Origin of the sequence: Bacillus cereus group sp. BceL291 (assembly GCF_051776705.1) — a bacterium.
GTDB lineage: Bacteria > Bacillota > Bacilli > Bacillales > Bacillaceae_G > Bacillus_A > Bacillus_A cereus.
On the sequence record NZ_JBPWAP010000177.1, the window covers coordinates 1 to 3,300 of the forward strand.

Consider the following 3,300-nt stretch of genomic DNA (forward strand, 5'->3'; position numbering starts at 1 on the left):
AAAGTTGGTCAATTGAATTAGATGGAGCGCCGTATGAGGTGAAAGTCTCACGTACGGTGTGAAGTGGGGGAAAAGGTGGAGATGATGTCAAAACCTTACCTATCACTATTTGGACGAGCTTACCTTCGTTGGTTAGCATCTAATAATAAACAGCATTCATTACCGGTGGCAGATCTGTATTCTAAAACGGTTGTTGCGCCATCACTTGGAAATACGACTGGTGCTATGGTGAAATATAGTCAACCTATTGCCGTTGCCTATAATGGTGGTTACCGATATAAAAATGGAGGGAATTTCTTCTACTCTGAAATTGTTAAGCAATATGTAGATTTTGATGGAGGGAATGGTGGCGGTGATAATAAGCCATTACAACCAAAAGGACTAGGAATTGCAACGTCTAAATACCCAGAAGGATCGGGTATCAATTTATATAGTGGCCCTGGAAAAGATGCTTGGTTCACGGGTAATGTTATTAATACAAAAATGCCATATTTAATTATAGATGCTGCTTGGTATGGTGGGAATGAAAATATGCTTTGCTTAGGTTGGGAAGCATGGGCGAAAGAAGAACACTTTGAAGTAGAGTGGTTCCATGCTTATTCAAAATATCCAGCAGGTTATGGTATTAACACATATGATGGTCCAAATGGAAATTATAAAGGAAATGTAGATGGATCTTATCCATATGGCGTTTTTGCGAGAAAAGATGGTTATATCGATATTGGACAAAATACATGGGTAAAAGAAGAACATTTTAATGTAAGGTAATAACAAAGGATCTCTTTTTCTTTGATTATAAATATTAAATTTAAACATTAAGAAAATATGTTATAAAAGGTACTTTTTTAAGTGCCTTTTTATATTACTTATAAATAGAAAGGAAGGTTATTATGGCAAAATTTATTTATCCAACAGATACAACGAGAGTAACAAGTGGTTTTAGGGGGAGCAGACCAGATCATCATGGGATAGACCTTGCTGAATCGGGCTATCATCCAATTTATGCAGCGGCTAGCGGACGAGTTAGTCGTTCTTATGTTTCATCCAGTTATGGTGAATGTATTATGATTGTGCACACTATTGATGGAATTACATGGGAAACGGTATATGCCCATATGCGTAGTGGTTCTCGAACAGTAAAAGAAGGTGATTATGTTACACAAGGACAAACTATTGGGATTATGGGGAACACAGGTGATTCTAGTGGTCAACACTTGCATTTTGAATTGCATAAAGGGTCTTGGAACGTTAATAAGAGTAATGCTGTGAATCCATTAGATTACTTAGGAAAAGGGGACGGTGGTGGTACAACTGATCCTTCTAATAAACCACTACAACCAAAAGGACTAGGAATTGCAACGTCTAAATACCCAGAAGGATCAGGTATCAATTTATATAGTGGCCCTGGAAAAGATGCTTGGTTCACGGGTAATGTTATTAATACAAAAATGCCATATTTAATTATAGATGCTGCTTGGTATGGTGGAAATGAAAACATGTTGTGCCTAGGTTGGGAAGCATGGGCGAAAGAAGAACACTTTGAAGTAGAGTGGTTCCATGCTTATTCAAAATATCCAGCAGGTTATGGCATTAACACATATGATGGTCCAAATGGAAATTATAAAGGAAATGTAGATGGATCTTATCCATATGGCGTTTTTGCGAGAAAAGATGGTTATATCGATATTGGACAAAATACATGGGTACAAGAAGAGCATTTTAATGTAAGATAATATCTTTAAATCTGCACGTATTAAGTAGAATGAAAAAACTTGTTATCATACCTCTTGAGATGAGAGTAATATCTGTAACATGCTGGGCGGAATATAGAGTTTAATTTTTGAAAGAGCAACTGATGTAAAAGGTTGCTCTTTTTCCTTTTTGAATATGAGGATTATAACCCATTATATAAAATGCGGCATATATGAGCATTTAATTTCTAGATGGACTTAATAATTCAATGGAATTTTACATGATAAAAAATAAAAGAAAAAGGAGATGTTCAGTAATGGAAATTAGAAGAAAATTAGTGGATCCAAGTAAATATGGTATAAAGTGTCCCAATACAATGACACCAGAATTCATTACAGTACATAATACGTACAATGATGCATCAGCAGAAAATGAGATATCGTATATGATTGGAAATAATAATTCAGTGTCGTTTCATGTTGCAGTAGACGACAAAGAAGCAGTGCAAGGTATTCCGTTTGATCGTAATGCTTGGCATGCCGGTGATGGTAACGGGAATGGTAATCGTAAATCTATCGGGGGTGAAATTTGTTACTCTTTAAGCGGTGGAGATAGATATTATAAAGCAGAAGATAATGCAGCAATTGTTATTGCTCAGCTAATGAAACAATTCAATATACCGATTAGTAACGTACGTACACATAAATCGTGGAGTGGAAAGCATTGCCCACACCGAATGCTCGATGAAGGAAGATTGGATCAATTCATTGAGAAGATAAACAAAGCATTTAACAAAGATAATAATAAACCACTACAACCAAAAGGACTAGGAATTGCAACGTCTAAATACCCAGAAGGATCGGGTATCAATTTATATAGTGGCCCTGGAAAAGATGCTTGGTTCACAGGTAATGTCATTAATACAAAAATGCCATATTTAATTATAGATGCTGCTTGGTATGGTGGAAATGAAAACATGTTGTGCCTAGGTTGGGAAGCATGGGCGAAAGAAGAGCACTTTGAAGTAGAGTGGTTCCATGCTTACTCAAAATATCCAGCAGGTTATGGCATTAACACATATGATGGTCCAAATGGAAAGTATAAAGGAAATGTAGATGGATCTTATCCATATGGAATTTTTGCAAGAAAAGATGGGTATATTGACATTGGACAAAACACATGGGTAAAAGAAGAACATTTTAATATACGATGAGAATAAAGAGCTACTCTATGAGTGGCTTTTTATTTTTAATCAAGTAAGAAGTGGGAAAGAGGTGGTAAAATGGATAGTTTACAAGAGGTGAAGGGTGATGTTCAGGAAATAAGGCAAGATATTAAGGATATACGATTAGAGATTAGAAGTTTAGAAATGCGGACGACAGGTAATGAAAAGGACATTATTAATATTAATAAGCAATTAGACAAAATCAGTGCTAATACAACTTGGATCCTACGCCTTATTATTGGTGGACTAATTGGAGCTGCTCTTACCTTCTTTTTGAAAGACCAACTATGAAAAGTCAAGGGGACATTTTCAAAAAATATTGCTAGAGGATTTTGAAAATAAATCCACTGGATTCGATAGGAAGTGGCTAAACGTCTTCATAA

The 3,300-nt window shown here is 35.8% G+C and carries 3 protein-coding genes and 1 pseudogene; all 4 read left to right on the forward strand.

The features are described 5' to 3' along the window. Positions 1–108 precede the first annotated feature (108 nt). Positions 109–768, forward strand: a pseudogene (locus ACS2CR_RS33775) (lysozyme family protein); the annotation flags it as partial. Between the two features lie 122 nt (positions 769–890). After that, positions 891–1,733, forward strand: a complete 843-nt coding sequence (locus tag ACS2CR_RS33780; protein WP_144514407.1) for a M23 family metallopeptidase — start codon at positions 891–893, stop codon at positions 1,731–1,733. A gap of 275 nt (positions 1,734–2,008) precedes the next feature. Further along, on the forward strand, positions 2,009–2,905 hold the full coding sequence (locus ACS2CR_RS33785; RefSeq protein WP_153603115.1) for an N-acetylmuramoyl-L-alanine amidase: 897 nt from the start codon (positions 2,009–2,011) through the stop codon (positions 2,903–2,905). A gap of 69 nt (positions 2,906–2,974) precedes the next feature. Continuing rightward, a complete protein-coding gene (locus ACS2CR_RS33790) occupies positions 2,975–3,208 on the forward strand; it encodes a hemolysin XhlA family protein (RefSeq protein ID WP_438906153.1) in 234 nt (77 codons plus the stop codon). The last annotated feature ends 92 nt before the right edge of the window (positions 3,209–3,300 follow it).

Coding starts and splice junctions, on each gene's coding strand:
- ACS2CR_RS33780 (WP_144514407.1), top strand. CDS start 891: ATGGCAAAATTTATTTATCCAACAGATACAACGAGAGTAACAAGTGGT.
- ACS2CR_RS33785 (WP_153603115.1), top strand. CDS start 2,009: ATGGAAATTAGAAGAAAATTAGTGGATCCAAGTAAATATGGTATAAAG.
- ACS2CR_RS33790 (WP_438906153.1), top strand. CDS start 2,975: ATGGATAGTTTACAAGAGGTGAAGGGTGATGTTCAGGAAATAAGGCAA.